Source organism: Sphingomonas naphthae (assembly GCF_028607085.1).
Taxonomy (GTDB): domain Bacteria; phylum Pseudomonadota; class Alphaproteobacteria; order Sphingomonadales; family Sphingomonadaceae; genus Sphingomonas_Q; species Sphingomonas_Q naphthae.
Window position 1 is genome coordinate 2363496 of record NZ_CP117411.1, and the last position, 15348, is coordinate 2378843.

14 protein-coding genes and 2 pseudogenes are annotated in these 15348 nt (G+C 67.1%); 2 read left to right on the forward strand and 14 right to left on the reverse strand.

The features are described 5' to 3' along the window. Positions 1-114: 114 nt before the first annotated feature. Positions 115-368: pseudogene (locus PQ455_RS21065) on the forward strand (DDE-type integrase/transposase/recombinase); the annotation flags it as partial. A gap of 223 nt (positions 369-591) precedes the next feature. Here PQ455_RS21065 and PQ455_RS11310 read toward each other — a convergent pair. The 13 genes from PQ455_RS11310 to coxB form a co-directional block, all read right to left on the reverse strand. Then, positions 592-2376, reverse strand: a complete 1785-nt coding sequence (locus tag PQ455_RS11310; RefSeq protein ID WP_273691353.1) for a glycoside hydrolase family 15 protein — start codon at positions 2374-2376, stop codon at positions 592-594. A gap of 62 nt (positions 2377-2438) precedes the next feature. Further along, positions 2439-3554 carry a Gfo/Idh/MocA family protein gene (locus PQ455_RS11315; RefSeq protein ID WP_273686186.1) on the reverse strand — a complete coding sequence of 372 codons (1116 nt, stop codon included), beginning with the start codon at positions 3552-3554 and terminating at the stop codon, positions 2439-2441. Positions 3555-3782: 228 nt separating this feature from the next. After that, entirely contained in the window at positions 3783-4010 is a 228-nt protein-coding gene (locus PQ455_RS11320; RefSeq protein ID WP_273686187.1) for a DUF3072 domain-containing protein, read from the reverse strand. 118 nt (positions 4011-4128) lie between these two features. Further along, positions 4129-5220, reverse strand: a complete 1092-nt coding sequence (locus PQ455_RS11325; protein WP_273686188.1) for an extracellular catalytic domain type 1 short-chain-length polyhydroxyalkanoate depolymerase — start codon at positions 5218-5220, stop codon at positions 4129-4131. Positions 5221-5251: 31 nt separating this feature from the next. Beyond that, a complete protein-coding gene (locus tag PQ455_RS11330; RefSeq protein ID WP_273686189.1) occupies positions 5252-5653 on the reverse strand; it encodes a hypothetical protein in 402 nt (133 codons plus the stop codon). A gap of 74 nt (positions 5654-5727) precedes the next feature. Continuing rightward, a complete protein-coding gene (locus PQ455_RS11335) occupies positions 5728-6648 on the reverse strand; it encodes a cation efflux transmembrane domain-containing protein (protein WP_273686190.1) in 921 nt (306 codons plus the stop codon). Beyond that, positions 6645-7064 (reverse strand): hypothetical protein, encoded by a 420-nt coding sequence (locus PQ455_RS11340; RefSeq protein WP_273686191.1) that lies wholly within the window; start codon positions 7062-7064, stop codon positions 6645-6647. Before PQ455_RS11340 ends, PQ455_RS11335 begins: the two co-directional genes overlap by 4 nt. Before the next feature lie 24 nt (positions 7065-7088). After that, positions 7089-7553 carry a DUF4126 family protein gene (locus PQ455_RS11345; RefSeq protein WP_273686192.1) on the reverse strand — a complete coding sequence of 155 codons (465 nt, stop codon included), beginning with the start codon at positions 7551-7553 and terminating at the stop codon, positions 7089-7091. 27 nt (positions 7554-7580) lie between these two features. Then, the gene (locus PQ455_RS11350) at positions 7581-8651 is read right to left on the reverse strand and encodes a c-type cytochrome (protein WP_273686193.1); all 1071 of its coding nucleotides are present in this window, start codon (positions 8649-8651) and stop codon (positions 7581-7583) included. After that, positions 8648-9229: a cytochrome c oxidase assembly protein gene (locus tag PQ455_RS11355; RefSeq protein WP_273686194.1), complete on the reverse strand. Its 582-nt coding sequence runs from the start codon at positions 9227-9229 to the stop codon at positions 8648-8650. Before PQ455_RS11355 ends, PQ455_RS11350 begins: the two co-directional genes overlap by 4 nt. Continuing rightward, entirely contained in the window at positions 9226-9615 is a 390-nt protein-coding gene (locus tag PQ455_RS11360) for a hypothetical protein (protein ID WP_273686195.1), read from the reverse strand. Before PQ455_RS11360 ends, PQ455_RS11355 begins: the two co-directional genes overlap by 4 nt. Further along, complete coding sequence (locus PQ455_RS11365) at positions 9612-12152, reverse strand: cbb3-type cytochrome c oxidase subunit I (RefSeq protein ID WP_273686196.1); 2541 nt, start codon at positions 12150-12152, stop codon at positions 9612-9614. Before PQ455_RS11365 ends, PQ455_RS11360 begins: the two co-directional genes overlap by 4 nt. Next, positions 12149-13030: a cytochrome c oxidase subunit II gene (coxB, locus tag PQ455_RS11370; protein ID WP_420542781.1), complete on the reverse strand. Its 882-nt coding sequence runs from the start codon at positions 13028-13030 to the stop codon at positions 12149-12151. Before coxB ends, PQ455_RS11365 begins: the two co-directional genes overlap by 4 nt. A 389-nt stretch (positions 13031-13419) precedes the next feature. Between coxB and PQ455_RS11375 the strand changes: the two genes are divergently transcribed. After that, positions 13420-15117, forward strand: coding sequence for a thiamine pyrophosphate-binding protein (locus PQ455_RS11375; RefSeq protein WP_273686197.1), 1698 nt, complete (start codon positions 13420-13422; stop codon positions 15115-15117). Between the two features lie 66 nt (positions 15118-15183). Here the strand turns inward: PQ455_RS11375 and PQ455_RS21070 are convergent. Beyond that, a pseudogene (locus PQ455_RS21070) lies at positions 15184-15279 on the reverse strand (IS481 family transposase); the annotation flags it as partial. Between the last annotated feature and the right edge of the window lie 69 nt (positions 15280-15348).

A 15348-nucleotide genomic window follows, 5' to 3' on the forward strand; every position in this document is an offset into this window, starting at 1 on the left:
ATGAGCGATCGAGTGAGGCTTGTGAAAAAAAGTCCTGTCGGCCCCGCTCAGGATGACTCTGTCAGAGCAATTGCACCGGACGTCAGGAACCAGCCAATAGCACGGCGGGATGCCTCACCGGAGGCCATCACTACCGACGGTTTGCGCTCCTATCGCGCGGCGATGAACGACTTGGGCAATGCCGAGAAGCAGGAGATCGGCCACTGGGCGAACAACCGCGCAGAGAACAGCCACCAGCCCTTCCGACGACGAGAGCGGGCAATGCTGAGATTCCGGCGAATGAAGACGCTCCAGAAGTTCGCCTGGTCCACGCCAACGTCCACAACCACTTCAACCTCGAACGCCATCTTGTCGATTGTCAGACCTAGCGCCGAACAGAATATCGCTCCTCACAAGGCTGTGATGGCCTTGGCTGAGAATGGTGACAACGTGCCCGCCACTTTGCTCGATTGACACTCGGGGGCGGGGAAACCCGTCCCTTCGAATACCTCGGGCGCTCAAAACTCGAGGACGAGCGCCCAATTTTCGATTGCCAACCCTGAAAAGGCCTCCCAGCGAAGGCCGCGCCTGCGCCGCCACCCGTCGGGACTTTCATCTAACGCATTCGCTTGCGGCTACGAGGCCATCGAGCGCCATGACGTGAGCCAGGTGCGAGAGACCCTGCGGCAGGTTGCCGAGAAAGGCGCCGTTTCGCGGATCGACCATCTCGGAAAGGATACCGACACCCCGTCCGATCGTGTCGTCCAATTTCGCGAGCATCTCCTCCGCCTGCGCGCGTTGACCGAGGAGGAAGCGTGCCTCGATCATCCAGAACGTGCAGGCGAGGAAGCAGCCTTCCTCTTCGGACACGTCGCTATACCGATAGTGCCAAGGCCCCGCCCCGAGTTCGCGGTCGATCGCGTCCATGGTGCTGACCAGTCGTTCGGGGCCGTCGAAGCCGAAGCGAACCATCAGGGCGAGCGAGGCATCGAGGCGCTCCGTGCCGGGATGCAGGACGAACGCCCGCTTTTGATCCGACCAGCAATTCTCGCCGATCCAGCTCTCGATCCTGTCCCGTTCCCGCGCCCATCGGTCCCGACAGGTCGTCGGCAGTTGTCCCTGATCGGCTAGCTCGACGGCGCGCGCGAGCGCCTGCCAGCAGCTGACCTTCGACATGGTATAATGTTCGGCCTGTTCCAATTCCCAAATGCCGGAATCCTTCCGCCGCCAGCTGTCGGCGCAGCGGTCGGCAAGGTGGGACAGCGTCTCGGCGCTAGACGAATCGAGGATATTGCCGCAGTCGACGAAGCGCGCTGCCGTCTCGAAGATATCGCCATAGACGCCGTGCTGGCTTTGCGCGGTCGCGCCATTGCCCGTGCGGACCGGACGCGAACCGCGATATCCCGGCACGTCGATTTCGGTGACCTCCGGCACGAGATCGCCGCCAAGCGTGTAGCATACGCGATCGCCGTGTTCCGCCAGCCGTTTCAGGAGCCAGGTGAAGGCGGCCTTCGCCTCCGGCTGGGCGCCCGCCGCCAGAAATGCCTTGATCGTGTAACCCGCGTCGCGGACCCAGGCATATCGATAATCGTAATTCTTGGCGCCACCAATGCCTTCGGGCAGCGATGTCGTCGCCGCCGCCGCGATCGCACCCGATGGCGAAAACAGCAGCAGCTTGAGCGCGAGCACGCTGCGAATGAACTCGGCGCGCCTGTCGCCGCGATACGCGATACGCTCGGCCCAGGTGCGCCACTCGGCGTCCGAGAGGTCGATCCTTTCGTCGATCTCGTTGATCGGCGGTACGACAAGGGGTTCCCCTTCGCCCGCCACGACCGCGACAACCTCGCGTTGGCCCGGGCCGACACTCAGCGATCCGGCAACGGCATCGTCTCGGCGCTCGACCTCCACGCCTTCCGAATGGAGAAACAGGCCCAGCACATCGCCGACGTGGAAGATCGAATGTTTGCCGATGTGCGACTGGTATGGGCTGGCCGTGTGCGCACGCCGGCCCGGCCGCATCTCGATATCGAACCGAACGATGCCGTCCAGGCCGTCGATCCGGCGCGCAAGCTCGACCCACGGGAGCCGGCCGGCGGTCCCGCTGTTGATCGACTCCGTCATCTTCGCGCGGCCCGAGGCGGTCGTGAAGACCGTCTCGAACACGTTGCTGTTCGGCCGATAGCGCTGCTCGACGTCGAACGGCTCGCTCGGCGTTATCGAGAAGCGGCCCCCCTCGTCAGGGTCCAGCAGTCTGTCGAACAAGGGCGGTGAGTCCAGGTTCGGGACGCACAGCCAGTCGATCGAACCGTCCGACCCGGACAGGGCTACGGTGCGGCCGTCGCCGAGCGCCCCGTAATCCTCAAGGGGAAGGTATCCGTCGACCCGCCTTGTCGACATAAGCGCCGCCGGCGACCGATCGCCGATGGCTTGACGCGCCCTGTCCGGCAGTGCCGTCACGATCAGGCAGACTGCGGAATGACGCTGATCAGCCTCTCCTCGCTCGGCTCCTTCGCCGGCTTGAGGTGAAGGGCTTGCTCGGGTTCGATACCGCGGCTGCGGTGCACGGGCTCCAGCGTCACGACGCCACCGGTTTCAAGCGACCGTTCGATCGCCGCGAGAACGCGCATGTCGAGCCAGCCCTCTTCGGCGTCGGCCTCCGGCTGACGGTCGTTGAGGATGCAGTCGGAGAAATATTGCGTCTCGTTCCCGAACTGCTCGACCGGATCAAAGCTGTGCGTCTCGCTGCCGTCCGCAGTGGTTTCCACATAGGAGATGCCGATCTTCGGGCCGAACATGAAGCACGGAGACGCGTCGATCGTCGCCTTTGTGCCCACGAGCGTGAAACGCTCTGCCGGCGCGGTGGCGTAACTCACCGTGAACTGCGCGAGCCGGTCGCCGGGAAATTGCAGGGTCACCGCCACCGTGTCGTGAAAATTGAACCTGCGGCCCGCCGTCTTCGTGCCTATGGCGTGAACCGAGGTCGGCTCCAGCCCGAACAGGTTTCGGACGGCGTTGAGCGGATAGGTGCCCATATCCGGCACGGGCCCTCCCCAATAGCCATTGTGGCCACGCGAATTCTCCTCGGCGACATTCTGGGCAAACGTCGCGCTGAAAAAGCGCAGATCGCCAAAGTCCCCCCTCCGCGCGCGCGTCACCATTTCCACCGTGGCCGGTTCGTGATGCAGCCGGTAAGCGACCATCAGCTTGGCGCCTGATCGCTTCTCGGCGGAAACGATCTCCTCGGCGTCCGCCAGGCTTGCGGTCGCCGGCTTCTCCAGCAGGACGTGCACACCGGCGTCGAGGGCGGCGATGACATAGGGCGTATGGAGCGCATTGGGGGTCGCGACATAGACCGCGTCGATCTCGCCGGAGCGAAGCAACGTGTCATACTGGTCGTAGGCCCATGCCTTGATCTTGTACTGGCTGGCGAGGTCATCCGCCTTGGCGGGATCACCCGTCACGAGCGCCGCCAGCACGGAATTGTCGGTGCGGGCGATGCCAGGCATGAACGCCTGCTGCGAAATCTGACCGCCACCGACGACGGCATAGCGCACCTTGTCCTTGCGTCCGAACATGCAAGCTCCTGTCTTCTTTTAGGGGATATGCAGGGCCAACGAGCCGGACAGGGGTCTGGTTGCGCCGCACCCGTCATCGACACGCGAGGCAAGCCCAACATCAGCGTGGAAGCGGAACTCCCCTCCTCCCGTTCAGCGCCCTCCCCGCAGCGGTGGATACGCCGCCATGCCGAGGGCATGAGGGCCTCATATACCCTGTGGGCCGCACCAGCGGCAGCGCCTCGCCCGTTATGGCAGCTCCAGCTGGGCTTTAAGCTCATCGATCCTCTTCGAGGCATCGGCCTTGGTGAGATCGGCGGGCGGCGGCTCGACACCCGCCTCTTCCGAGAGGGTGGTCAGGTAAGATGCCTGGGCGCCGGTCATCGGATCGTCGCCCGATACCCAATTATCGGGCGCCTTATCAGCATTCGAGGCTGGATGCTCATCGAGCTTTGGATTGTGCAGCGTCCCGGTCATTGCAGCCTCACGTTAGTTCTTGTTATGTTCTAACGACCGGAGCGCGACGCGGTTCCTGTCGGCGGGCATTACAGCGGCGCGTGACCGGGCTCAGGTGGCGCCGCAACCCCACCGAGACCTACGATCGATGGCTCAGGAAGAAGCGCAGCATTTCGGCCGATGCGTCGGGTCCGGCCGCATCGGCATAGGTGCCGGCCGGGTCACCGCCAGCCCAGGCGTGGCCGGCGCCATGCAGGGTCCATCGCTCGATCAGGATGGCTCCGTCAGGACCGGTCGCTGTCGTGCGGGTGAAGGCACGCCCCGCCGTCCGGCCTGTCTCGACACGCCGTTCCAGCGCAACGCCCGCCATCGTCGACGCCGCCGCCACGATCTCATCGGCATTGGCTTCATTCACCGTCGTGTCGCGGTCGCCATGGAAGGTAATGACGGGCACGAACCGGCCACCGGCGGTCGTCGCCCCCGCCGCGCCGCCGCGCATCGCGGCCAAGGCGCTCGGCAGATCCCGCGCCGCGCCACAGGCAAGCCCCGAATGGACGCCGATCGCGGCGTAGAGATCGGGATAAGCGGCCCCCATGATCGCGGCCGCCGCGCCACCCGCCGACAGGCCGGCGACGTAGACACGGGTCGGATCGGCCTGCTCGGCCGCGATCACCTCGCGGGTGATGCCCGCGATCAGGGCGGGCTCGCCGCGATCACGCTGCTGGTCGCCCGGCTGAAACCAGTTCCAGCATTTCTGCATGTTCGCCGCCTTGCTCTGGCCGGGATAGGCGACGAGGAAGCCATGCCGGTCGGCCAGCGCGTTCATCCGTGTGCCCCGCGCGAAATCCTCGGGCGACTGGGTGCAGCCGTGGAGCATGACCACCAGCGGCATGCCGGGTCGGGCATGGATCGGCCGATACAGCCGATAGCCCAGCCGCCCCGCCGGCCCGGCGTAGAACCGCTCCTCGAAGCGACCGGATGCCGACGCGGGCTGTGCGGCGCGCTCGGGCCGAGCGTGCGCCTCCGCCGTTCGTTGGCGCCGCGCGATCGTCACCCGATCGGGCGCGATGTCGATCGTCGCCGGGTCGATCGCTTCCGGGCCGGCGGCGGGCGCCGGTTTGAGCGGCGCGCGCCCGGCAAGGGATCGCCCAAGCACGGCGGTTGCTTCCCCCAGCTTGCCGCTGCGGGTCAGCCGCAACGCCTCGGCCATAGAGATATTCGTGATCGTCATAGGATGGTCCTTGAGAGCGAGGGCGCCGGCGTCACGTCATGCGGTCCGCCAGCGCAGCCTTGACGGGGGCGCTGGCGTGAAGGGCACCGAGGACGCTCAGCGAGCGGATGGTGGCTCTGGCGAGTTCGGGCGAGACATCGCTGGCGATGGTGGCGAGCCCCAGGACGCGGATATCGAGCATGTCGCCCGATGCCCGCACCGCCTCCAGATCTGCTTTGCCGTAGAGGCTGATGCCAAGATCGAGTTGCTTGCGAACGATGGCCTTGCGCGCAACCTCTCCATGTCGCTCGAGATGGCTGCGGATCGCGGTCCGGATGAAATCGGACCGGTTCGCATAGAAGCCATCACCGACGAGCAGGTCGATATGCCCGAGATCGACGAAGCCGAGATTGATCGTGATTTTCTCGCTGTCGATGCGTGCCTTGCCGTCCATCCGAAACCCCATACCATCCAAGTGGATGGTATGGGGATGGCCTTAATGATATTCAAGCCAGCCTGACATCAACGTCACCAAGCTGAAAAGCTGACGGCGTCCAACCGCCAGGCCGTTTCCGATCGACCAGGCCATAGTTCGCCGAGATCGATCGGCTCGACGGGCGCGGGAACACCACAGACCTCCGCCCGGATCAGCCGGCCCGTCTCGCGCATCCTGACGTCGGCTCCCGGAAAACGCCGTTCCAGTTCCCGCCGCAACGCCTCCGCTTCGGCCGAAAGGTCGTTACCCGATTGCTCGCGGGGCGCGCCATCGACCAGTTCGGCGGTCGCCGCGCGGAAGGCGGAGATGCCGTCGTGAATCACGTCGATCGAGATGATTGCCGCCGCGAGCGAATCCGCCCACCACCAGCCGAGCCCGAGACCCAGCACCCCGGCAATCCCGGCCGCCCCCGTCAGCCAGTTCGCCTTGTTCATCAGCGCATCGGTGTGCAGCAGTTTGTCGTTCAACGCCTCGGCGAGGGGCAATTCCTTACGGCCGATGATCATCGGCGGTATCAGCGAATAGAGCTGGGCCGCCAGCATCAGCCATCCCAGCCATATGTCCCTGCCAAACAGGCGTACCGATCCAACGGTCGCATGCTCGGCCGCGAGCAGGGTGGACGCCGAATCCCACAGCAGCACGCTCCCCACCGTTGCCAGCGAGATGGCGGCGACGAAGAAACCGAGGCTGTTCACCCGGTGAAAGCCGAAGGGGAAGCGACGCGATGGCTTCCAGTGCCGCTCGACATGCGCCGCAAGCAGGAACATCAGCGGCGGCACCAGCCCGAGCGTATCCTCGATCCAGGCCGTCTTCATCGTCTGCGACTGGCCGAGGACCAGCCCCATCGCCACGACGATGCTGATCGTCCAGCCGATGTTCCAATATTCCAGATGGATCGCGCGGGTCATCACCGCGCGCTGCTCGTCCGGCAGCGCGTCCACGATCGTAGTCACGAGGCGCGCTCCGTCGCCACCCGGCGGCTGGCGCGCTCGACCGCCATGATCCAGCGGTTCTCGCCGTTGCGCATGGCGGCGCGGAGTTCGAGGGCCGTATCGTCGGTCGTCCGAACGCGCGCCAGCGGCGGGCCGAGCGTCACGCGGGCCTGCCAGGGCGTTGCCTCGTCGAACCAGGCGACGACAAGGTCGGTGCGCCCCTGCTTGAGCGCGGCCAGCATGGGCTCAAGCTCGCCTGCCCGGATCGAGGGCGTCGCGCGCATATCGTGAGACAAGACGCCCAGAAGCCGCCGCGTCTCCGGCCGGTCATCCGCCTTGAGCCCGGTGCCGACCGTGAACCGGTGGTTTTCCGACACTCGCTCCGCCGTGCGCTCAGGGTCTTTCGGCAAGGCCGAGCAACCGGCCAGCGCCAGCATCAGGAGGAGCGTCGGCCCGCGCACCTATGCGACGGCCAGCGCCGGCCGGTTCCGCGCGATGGCGGCCGCCGATGCGATCACCATCGCATCCTCCGCGAAACCGGTCGGAGACTGGCCATGGCGGGCCAACGCCGCCATCCGCATTCGCCAACCGGGATAGGAGGCGACGACAGCCGTCGCCCCGCCGATCGCCGCTGCTAGCCACCGATGCCGGCGGGGCGCCAGCGCCATCCCGGCGACCGCCGAGGTTACGAAGCGCGCTGCCAGGCCGATCGGCACGATCCTATTCGGGGCGGTCTTCTGCTTGTCACCCGCCATCTCGCCTATCGCCAGCGCCAGCGCGCCCGCCGCGACGACGGGATGGCCGAGCAGCTTCGGCGCGCCATTGTCCTCCGCCAGTTCCCCACGCGCGGCGGCGATCGCCACCGTCGCCAAAGGGGTCATCGCGCGCTGGCCACCGACGAGGCCCATGAGAAACGTCGCAAGCATTCCATACTCCCGGAAAGTGTCCGCTGCTCAACGCCGACCGCCGTTCTCCGGGTCCGGGCGATTATCTGCCTTGGAGCCACCCGTCAGATAGGCCGCGAGGGGATCGATCATCTCTTCCGGTATTCGACGTGCGATGACGGCCATGGTGGCGGGGCTCTTGCGCGCGTCGACGACATTTTCGTCGCCGCGCCACTGGCGAAGGCGGTTCGCGATATAGCTGGCCCGCTGGCCGGCGATGACGGGATAGGATTTGCCCGCCATGTGGCAACTGGCGCAGGCCGGCAGCTGGGCGGTGGGCATTCCCCGCTCCACGATCCGGCGCGCGGCGGCATTCTCGGTCGGCGTCGCCGCGCCCAACCCCGGAAGCGCCGCGAAATGGCGGGCGAGCGCTGTCAGTTCCGCATCGTCGAGCGGCGCAACCGCCGTCCGCATGACGGCGCTGTGCCGTGTGCCCGTCGCATATCCACGCAGCGTGGCGAGGAGATAGGCGGGCTGCTGGCCGCCCAGGACGGGTATGTCCGGCTGGCCGCGTCCGCGACCGTCACTTCCGTGACAGCCGGCGCAGCTGGCGAGTGCGGGGTTCGGCGTCGGCCCCTGCCGCGTCAAAGCGCGGTACTCGGCCGGGCTCATCGATGGCAGGCGGCGGACGAAGGCGACCATGCGGCGGACCTCGTCTGGCCGGTCGGCGGGCCAGGCCGGCATGCCGGTGTATTTCACGCCATGGCGGATGATCCAGAACAGCTGCTTGTCGCTCCATTGCCGCGCGTTGATCGCGAGATCGGGCGCGGGCGGGGTCGCGGCCTGCATCGCCGGGGACGGACGCACGCCGGGGGCGCCATGGCAGACCGCACAGGCGTTGGCGAAGTGGCCGGCGGCGCTCACCAGCCCCTCGTCCGATCGCGGATCGGCTGGAGCGGTCAGGGCGGCGTGGGTGCGCACCGAATTGCGCATCACCCAGTGGAGCGCCCAGTCGGTCACCGCCCAATGGCCTGTCGAGGCGGCGACGTTGAACAGCCCGGACCAGGTGAACGCCAGCCCCGCGAGCGCCAGCGCCAGCAGGGTCGCGCCGATCCGCTTCCATGTCAGGCGGATCGTCATGCCGGCGCTCCCTTCGTCCGCAAGAGGGTCGCCAGCATCGCGAGGCCGCCGATGAAATAGCTCGCCGCGCCCACCATCAGCATCACCACCCCGCCGATCTGCTGATCCTCCAGCCCGTGAGCATGGCCATAGAGCGGGCGCGGCGCGAGGCCGATGAGGGCGCCCAGCAAGGTCATGTGCATCGATGTCAGCAGCAGCGCGCCGATCCCGGCCGCGCGACGGTCGCGCCCCGCGCCGAGGACCGCGCTCCACAACGCCAGCCCGGCCGCGAGGAACATCGCCTGCTCGACGATCAGCCACGGCCCGCCCGCATCGGCCAGCGCCCGCAGCGCCGGCAGGTGCCAGCCCCACACCACCGCCGCCTCCACCAGCATCATCGCCATCGGCGTGAGGAGGCGCGGCCAGCGCGCGGCGGGATCGGCGCGCGTGTCGCCCAGCCCCCAGGCGATCAGCGGCGCCGCCACCGCGACCGCGATCATGTGCCCAGCCATATGCCCGGTCATGCCGCCCGCCGCCGCCGCGATCCAGCCGAGCGGCAGGAGCAGCGCGCCGGCGACGAGACTCGCCCGCCGGGTCATCGGCAATCCGTGAGGAACAGCACCGGCAGCGCGGTGAAGATCACGCCGATGAAGCTCAACCCGGCCAGCAGCAGGGTCGCCATGGCGAGGAAGCGTAGGCGGTCGATCTCGGTGCCGGAATCGTGCGGGGCGGCATCGCCCTCCATATGCGCCTGAATCTGCGCGATCCGCCCGGCGGCGAGGATGATGACGAGCGCGACGACCGTGCCGACCGCGAACAAAGTGGGGAAGCGCGCGAACTCGCCCACCTTGGCGCACATCAGCGCGGCCCACAGGTAGGAGAAGAGGAAATGCCCGGCCCAGGTGGTCGGCGGCACGATCAGCGTCCACAAGGTGACGCTCAGCCCGCGCACCTTGCGATGCGCCCGCTGCCGCCACCGCCTCACGAGGCCACCTCGGGGAACAGCCCGATCGTACAATACGCGACCAGCGCGGTCAGCGCGAGGAAGTGCATGTAGACGGTGATGTTGCGCAGATCGGCGTCATATTCGGGCGTCATCCTGCCGGCCAGGCTGCGCGCCAGCGTGTAGCTCTGGCAGATCGCGCCGATGCCGGCATGGGCCGCCGTCCAGATCGCCAGCACCCACACGATCGCGGGGTAGACGTGCGAGTTGGGGTCGAGCCCGGTGGTCCACGGCCCGGCCAGCCCGGCCGCGAGGCTGGCGAGCGTCGCCATCACCCCGAAGCGCAGCAGCGCCCGCGCCACCGCGACGCCACCGCGAGCGTGCACCTCGCGCGCCACCACCGTCGCGCCCCAGCTCGCCACGGTCAGCCCGATCGCCGCGACCGGCCAGAACACCCCCGGCCCGGCCGCGTCGGGCGGCGGGAAATCGGGGTGGATCGTCCAGTAGAAATAATAACCGAACACCAGCCCCGAGAAGGCGGTCGCGTCGGCCAGCATGGTGATGAACATCGCCCACCACCCGCTCGCCGAGGGACCGGAGAGGTAGAGCGGCACGGTCAGCCCACGGCCGATCGCCTTGCACGGTTTCTCGGGGATTTCGGCGGTGCCGGTCCACAGCCAGGTCAGCACGCAGGCGAGCGTCGCCACCCCGCCCGCCAGCGCCAGCCAATAGAGGTGATAGGTCGTCAGGATGAACACGCTGCCCAGCGCGATGGCCGTCAGCATCGGGATGACGCTGGGCGTGCCCAACCGGGCGACCTGGATCGGCCGCGCGTCGAGCACCGATGTCACGATCGTCTCGCGCCGGCCCTCCTCCGCATCGGGCAGGAAGAAGCGGCCTTCATCCACCTTGGCGACGAAATCCTTCTGGTCCCAGATGGGATAGCGGCTCTCGATCAGGGGGACCGAGCGGATACCCCAGCTTTCGTCCTCGGGATGCGCCAGCCATTCGAGCGTGCCGGCGTTCCACGGGTTGCGCGGGCCCTTGGGCCGTGCCGGCGAGAGCGCCAGATCGATCACGACCAGCAACACCCCGCCCGCGAACAGATAGGCGCCGATCGTCGAGGCCATGTTGAGCCCGCCCAGCCCCAGCTCCGCCGGATAGGTGAACACCCGGCGCGGCATCCCCGCCAGACCCGACAGGTGCATCGGGAAGAAGGCGAGATTGGCGCCCGCGAACATCACCCAGAAAGCGATCCGCCCGATCCGGTCGGAGAGCTTCTTCCCCGTCACCAGCGGCCAATAATAATAAAGCCCGCCGAACAGCGGCAGCAGCGTGCCGCCGATCAGCACGTAATGGAGGTGGGCGACGATGAAATAGGTGTCGTGCGCCTGCCAGTCGAAGGGTGCCACCGCGACCATCACGCCGGTCAGCCCGCCGATCGTGAAGATCGCGAGCGAGCCGACCGCGTACAGCAAGGGCGTCGACCAGACGACCCGCCCGGCCCAGAGCGTCGCGATGAAGACGAAGATCTGGATACCGGTCGGGATCGCCACCGCTTCCGACGCGGCCGAGAAGAAGGCCAGGCTGATCTTGGGCAGGCCGGTGGCAAACATATGGTGGACCCACAGGCCGAACGACAGGAAGGCGGTGCCCACCGCCGCCAGCACAATCCACGGATAGCCGAGCAGATGCCGCTGCGCGAAGGTCGGGATCAGCATCGCGAACAGGGCGATCGAGGGCAGGAAAACGATATAGACTTCCGGGTGACCGAAGATCCAGAACAGGTGCTGCCACAGCAGGGGATCGCCGCCCCTGGCCGCGTCGAAGAAGGGCCAGCCCAGCAGCCGCTCCATTTCGAACAGCACGTCCCCCGCGATCAGCGGCGGGAAGGCGAACAGGATCATCACCGCGACGACCAGGATATACCACGCATAGAGCGGCATCAGGTTGAGCCGCATCCCCGGCGGGCGGCATTTCAGCACGCCGACGATCAGCTCCACCGCCGCCGCCACCGAAGACACTTCGATGAAGCTGAGGCCCAGCATCCAGATGTCGGCGCCCAGCCCCGAAAGGTCGGTGCGGGTGGTGAGCGGCGGGTACATGAACCAGCCGCCATCGGGCGCGGCGTTGAAGAAGATCGATCCGCCGACGAACACGCCGCCGATCAGGAACGACCAGTAACCGAAGGCCGACAGGCGCGGGAACGGCAGGTCGCGCGCGCCGAGCAGCTGCGGCAGCAGGATGATCGAGACCGCCTCGAACATCGGCACCGCGAACAGGAACATCATCATCGAGCCGTGCAGGGTGAACAGCTGGTTGAAGGTGTTGGCGGAGACCAGATCATTCTCCGGCACCGCCAGCTGCGCCCGCATGACGAGCGCCAGCACACCGGCGAACAGCATGAAGGCGAAGGCGGTGAGCGTGTACCACACGCCGACCCGGTTGTTGTTCACGTCGGTCCAGCGGAAGAACCAGCCCGATGGCGGCTTCCACACTTCGCGCAGCCGCGCCTCCTGCGCGGCGCGGATGGCGGGATCGTTCTGGTCGAGATGGTCGGCGGCGGCGGGCGCGGTCATTTCAGCCCCTGTAGGGTTCGGGCGAGCGCCAGCGCATCGGCCTCGGGCATGTGCGGGAAGGCGGGCATCCGCACGCCGGGCTTGGTCTTTTCGGGATGGCGGATGAAGCCCGCCACATTGGCCGTCGTCATCGGCAGCACGCCTGCGGCAAGACTGGCCCGCGCGCCGAAATGGGTTAGATCCGGGCCGATCGCCCCGCCCTGCCCCGCGCCCCGGATGGCGTGACAGCCGTTGCAACCATGGCGCGCGAAGAGGGCATCGCCCGACACCGCCGGCCGCCGCTGGCCGGCGAGCCAGCCGTCGAACGCCGCCGGCTCCATCGCAACCACGTCGAACGCCATCAGTGCATGGGAAAGCCCGCAGAATTCGGTGCACACGCCGCGAAACCGCCCCGGTTTCGTAGCGCGGACGACGAGGCTGTTGGTGCGGCCGGGGATCATGTCCATCTTGCCGGCCAGCCCCGGCACCCACAAACTATGGATCACATCGCCGGCTGTCAGCTTCAGCTCGACCGTCCGCCCCACCGGCACCCTCAATTCGTTGGCGCTCTCGACCGGGGCGGCACCCGCCGGCCGATAGGTCACCCGCCACCAGAATTGCTCGCCCTCAACGGCGATCCGCAGCGTATCGGGCTTGACGGGCAGCGGCCGCATCGCCGGCAGCGACCAGATCAGCAGCGCGAGCAGCAGGATCGTGGGGATGATCCCACCCAGCCACAGCACCAACCGCATTCCCTGATGATGGGTCAGCCGCCCGCCCGGCGTGCGGATCGCATGCCGCATGAGCACCAGCATGGCGACGACGATCGCAACCGCGCCGATCAGCAGCACAAGGCTCAGGCGAAGCGTGGCGGCAGCCTCGACGCCAAAGGGCGTCAACGCCGATTGCCGCCGGTTGCAGCCGCTTATCAACAGCGCGACGGCGATCAGAGCCCCGTGAACCCCGCGTACGATGATATCGCCCCTTCAATCGATCCGACCCGATAACGATCGAGAGCCGAAATGATCCGCCTGACGACCCATTTCGGCGCTGGAACCCAGCCAAATATGGCCTGTCGTAGCCGAGGTCGGCATCTGCCGCATTTCGCGCGGATTGCTGAACCATGGACGTCCGGCGATCTGCCCGTTTCCGCGCCAGGATCGTCGAGTTCGGCCAGGGCGGCCATCCGACGCGGGCAAAAATGCGCCAGATCCCCATCGCGTGCCAGCACGAAAGCGGCGCTTGCGCGTTCTGGGCATTCGATGATCCCTGTAGCGGAGCGTATTCCATGTCCCTCACCGTCGCCGAATTGCTCGTCGAAACCCTGGCCGAAATCGGCGTCCGTCAAGTGTTCGGGATCGTCGGTGACGCGCTCAACCCGTTCACCGATGCAATCCGCCGGCAGGATCGCATCGAGTGGATCGGCGTCCGCCATGAAGAAGGCGCGGCGCTGGCGGCGGCAGGTCAGGCCAAGCTGACCGGCAAACTCGGCGTCTGCTGCGGGACCACCGGCCCCGGCGGCAACCATCTCGTCGCGGGGCTCTACGAAGCCCGCAAGGACCATGCCCCGGTGCTGGCCATATCGGGTGGCGTCCCCTCCAATCTGCGCGGCACCGATTATCTACAGGAGGACACGCCTGACCTGCTGTTCCGCGATGTGGCGGTCTACACCCAGACCGTAGCCGCGGCCGCCCAGGCACCGGCCGTATTCCATCAGGCGATCGCCGAAGCCTATGGCGCGCGCGGGGTAGCGCATCTCAACATTCCGCCCGACGTCTTTTCGGCCAAGGTGCCGCATTCGGTGCCGAGCCTCGCCACCCTGCGCCCCCGTCCAGAGATCGCACCGGCGGCCGATGACATCGCCGCCGCTTTGGCTCTGATCGACAGGGCGAAGACCGTCGCGGTCTTCTGTGGTGCGGGCTGCCGTGGGTCCGAAGCGGAGCTAGTCCGTTTGTCCGATCGGCTGAAGGCTCCGTTGATGCATAGCTACCGGGCGCAGGAACTGCTGTCCTATCGCGATCCGCACTGGATCGGCGGCGTGGGAATGATCGGCAGCCGCGCAGGGGTCGATGCCGTGAAGGAAGCCGATCTTCTCCTCATGCTCGGTACCGATTATCCGTATGGCGACTTCCTGCCGCGGCACGGCAACGTCGTTCAGATCGACGAACGCGCCTTCGCTCTCGGCCGCAGGGCACCGATCGCCCTCGGCATCGTCGGCTCGGTCCGTCCGGCCCTGACGATGCTGCTCGACCGCCTTGCCCAACGCGAGGATGGCGCCTTCTTCGCCAAGGCCAGCGCGGCGCGCCGCGAATGGGACGAAATGCTCGATGAGAAGGCCGATCCCGCCCGCAGCGCCGACCGCATTCATCCGCAGGCGGTAGCCCGCGCCATCAGCGACGCGGCCGACGACGATGCGGTGTTCGTCACCGATACGGGCGAAGTGACGCTGTGGGCCGCCAACTGGATGCGGCAGACCGGCCGCCAGCGCATCACCGGATCGTTCAACAACGCCGCCGTCGGCACCGGCCTCGGCCTCGCCAACGGTGTGGCGGCACTCGATCGCAACCGGCAGGTGATCCTCCACAGCGGCGACGGCGGCTTCACGATGCTGATCGGCGAGTTCATGACGGCGGTCGAACACAAATTGCCGATCAAGGTGGTCGTTTACGACAACAGACGCTGGGGCTTGGTGCATCTCGAGATGGAAGGCGCCGGCGTGCCGGCCGCCGATGGCGCGAGCTTTCCCAACATGGACTTCGCCGCCTTCGCGCGGGCCTGCGGCGCGACCGGCTACACCGCGCGCGATCCAGCCACGTTGCTGACCACCGTCCGCGACTTCCTCGCCGCGCCCGGCCCGACCGTGCTGCACGCTGTCGTCGATCCCGACGAGATACCCGCCATGCCGCATGTCGATGTCGCCCAAGCCTGGCGATTTGGGATCGCCAAGGTCCGCGAAGCGGTGGGAGGCGTCTTGGGACGCGACTAGGTGTTCAGTCTCGGCATCTGGTGGATCGGATTGACGATGAACCGGTCTGGCTCTGACGTCCTCCAACTCCCGGCTCAGCGTCGCGAGCGAAGCTTGCGATCGCTGTATTGCTGCTCGGACGGCGTGCGTGGTCGTGGCGCACCCATGACGAACTTGTCCCATACGGCTTCCTTCCATTTCAGCGAAAGGATCGCACCATCAAACCGTGGGATCAAACACCTAGACATCTGC

Excerpts from the sequence above, each read along its gene's own strand:
- PQ455_RS11310 (WP_273691353.1), bottom strand. The coding sequence starts at position 2,376 with ATGTCGACAAGGCGGGTCGACGGATACCTTCCCCTTGAGGATTACGGG.
- PQ455_RS11315 (WP_273686186.1), bottom strand. The coding sequence starts at position 3,554 with ATGTTCGGACGCAAGGACAAGGTGCGCTATGCCGTCGTCGGTGGCGGT.
- PQ455_RS11320 (WP_273686187.1), bottom strand. The coding sequence starts at position 4,010 with ATGACCGGGACGCTGCACAATCCAAAGCTCGATGAGCATCCAGCCTCG.
- PQ455_RS11325 (WP_273686188.1), bottom strand. The coding sequence starts at position 5,220 with ATGACGATCACGAATATCTCTATGGCCGAGGCGTTGCGGCTGACCCGC.
- PQ455_RS11330 (WP_273686189.1), bottom strand. The coding sequence starts at position 5,653 with ATGGACGGCAAGGCACGCATCGACAGCGAGAAAATCACGATCAATCTC.
- PQ455_RS11340 (WP_273686191.1), bottom strand. The coding sequence starts at position 7,064 with ATGCTGGCGCTGGCCGGTTGCTCGGCCTTGCCGAAAGACCCTGAGCGC.
- PQ455_RS11345 (WP_273686192.1), bottom strand. The coding sequence starts at position 7,553 with ATGCTTGCGACGTTTCTCATGGGCCTCGTCGGTGGCCAGCGCGCGATG.
- PQ455_RS11350 (WP_273686193.1), bottom strand. The coding sequence starts at position 8,651 with ATGACGATCCGCCTGACATGGAAGCGGATCGGCGCGACCCTGCTGGCG.
- PQ455_RS11355 (WP_273686194.1), bottom strand. The coding sequence starts at position 9,229 with ATGACCCGGCGGGCGAGTCTCGTCGCCGGCGCGCTGCTCCTGCCGCTC.
- PQ455_RS11365 (WP_273686196.1), bottom strand. The coding sequence starts at position 12,152 with ATGACCGCGCCCGCCGCCGCCGACCATCTCGACCAGAACGATCCCGCC.
- PQ455_RS11375 (WP_273686197.1), top strand. The coding sequence starts at position 13,420 with ATGTCCCTCACCGTCGCCGAATTGCTCGTCGAAACCCTGGCCGAAATC.